We start from the raw sequence: 1852 nt of genomic DNA on the forward strand, positions 1-1852 counted from the left end.
TTATTTCCATTTAAAAGCCGCCAATGCCAAAGGCCGGTATTCAAAGAGGCTATCGCGCTTGAATCAAGATTATCAACCGTCTGTACTATTCGCTTAAAATATTTATCCTCGGCAATTTCCAGCCTTAAAAGCTCCTGAGGCTGTAAATTAATTCTTGCCCATTTAAACTCCACAATTAAAGGACCGGCTTCCGTTTTTAAAAGCACCGCGTTAGGCTTGGGATGAACAACGGCGGCCATTGGCTGGCGCACTTCGTTGCCTTCCGTATCACGGACAATTATCCCTCCCGCCGGCACTTCCGTAATCTGTCCCTCCTTAATAACCTGCGCCGCTCCTTCCGTTACGCGCAACACAAGACCGCCGTCCCCTGAAAGAGCGCTTATTTCCGCTCCAGGCTGCACTTGCACGACCTGGTCCCCGATTGATAAAAGAATCGTTCCCCTGTCTCTCGCGGAAGTGACGCTGATATTACCGTATGAAAATTCTATTTGCAGAGGGCCTTCGTCTTTCTGAATCCTGATAAGCGTATTCTCGCCTAATTCAATGCTGTTTTCATCAATATTCAATGTCGCTCCGGAAAGCCGCGCAATACGGACTAAATCGCCGCTGTAAACCGCCGATTGTTCAAAAAGCCTGTCCCAGACCGCCCTGTCCGCCAAACGGCGCTGAACAGTGTTGTATTTTACGGTTACAGTCCCGGCGGGAACAATGTTTAATGAACGGAAAGTCGCATAAATATCCAGATAAAAGTAATACAGACTCGCTATGGCGCCACAAAGACAAAAAATAACGACAAAAATATCCAGCGCTCTATTTGATGTTTTTCTTCTTTCTTTGCCCGCCGCATCGCCCATTTTAGAATCCCGTTACGCGTTAGCGCCAATTTTATATTTCTTTTCTTCGGCATTAGTGTCAACCTTTGAAATATCAGGAGGCTTTATGCCGAGCAATTCCCTTACTTCCGTCAATGTTCTAGGGCCGGAAGTAACCGAAACATGATTTACGACGGCGAATATTCTAACAGGTTTTTCTTTTCCCTTTACTGTAACAGACGGCATTTCTTCGGTAATAAAGAAATATTTTATAAGGTTCCACGTGCTCTCGGAGATTAATATGTCAGTCCCCAGCGGTTTATTTAACGCTTCAATTCTTGAGGCGAGATTTACAGGATCGCCTATTACCGTATATTCCATGCGAAGATCAGAGCCAAGCTGGCCTGCGGTAACAATACCTGAATTAATGCCGCAGCCTATTTTAATCGGCGGGTCTCCGGGATCATCGGGTATGCGTTTTTTATTCAGCATAACAAGCGCCTTACGCATCATAAGAGCCGCCTTAACTCCGTTAAAAGCGTCCTTTGCGGGGCTTCCTGCGGTGTACGCGGTACCCCAATGCGCCATAACCGCGTCGCCTATAAATTTATCAACAACGCCATTTGTTTTTTCCACGCAGTTGACCATTTGCGTAAAATACTCGTTAAGCCAGAAAATGATTTTGTCAGAAGCGCCTTTACCAAAATTTTTTGTAAAAATTTCGGATTTTTCAGTAAAGCCGCGGATGTCGGAGAAAAAAATGGTAGCGTGTTTGGGCAAGCCTCCGGGTTTTATTTCGCCGCGCATGGCTTTAACCGCTATTTCGCGGTTGGTAAACCGCCCGAAGATACTTAACGCCTGGCTCATCCGTTGAAAGCTTGTCGTAAGAAAGCCTATTTCATCGCGGCTTCTAGGTTTTAAATCGAGTTCAAAATCGCCGCCCTCGATTTTTCGCGCGGCGTTAGAAAGGATTTTTAACGCTGAAGAAATGTTCTTGGAAAAGAACCAGATAAAAAGTATCGATAAAAATACGACGGCGG

General features: G+C 45.6%; 2 protein-coding genes. Both read right to left on the bottom strand.

The genetic code is table 11. The features are described 5' to 3' along the window. A partial coding sequence (locus ACYVRA_RS06305) for a FecR family protein (RefSeq protein WP_461251898.1) occupies positions 1 to 854 on the bottom strand: 854 nt, incomplete at its 3' end. A gap of 12 nt (positions 855 to 866) precedes the next feature. Further along, positions 867 to 1852, bottom strand: a 986-nt coding sequence (locus ACYVRA_RS06310; RefSeq protein ID WP_461251899.1) for an adenylate/guanylate cyclase domain-containing protein, incomplete at its 5' end; no start/stop codon positions are given.

It is taken from the genome of Treponema sp. R8-4-B8 (assembly GCF_054786175.1).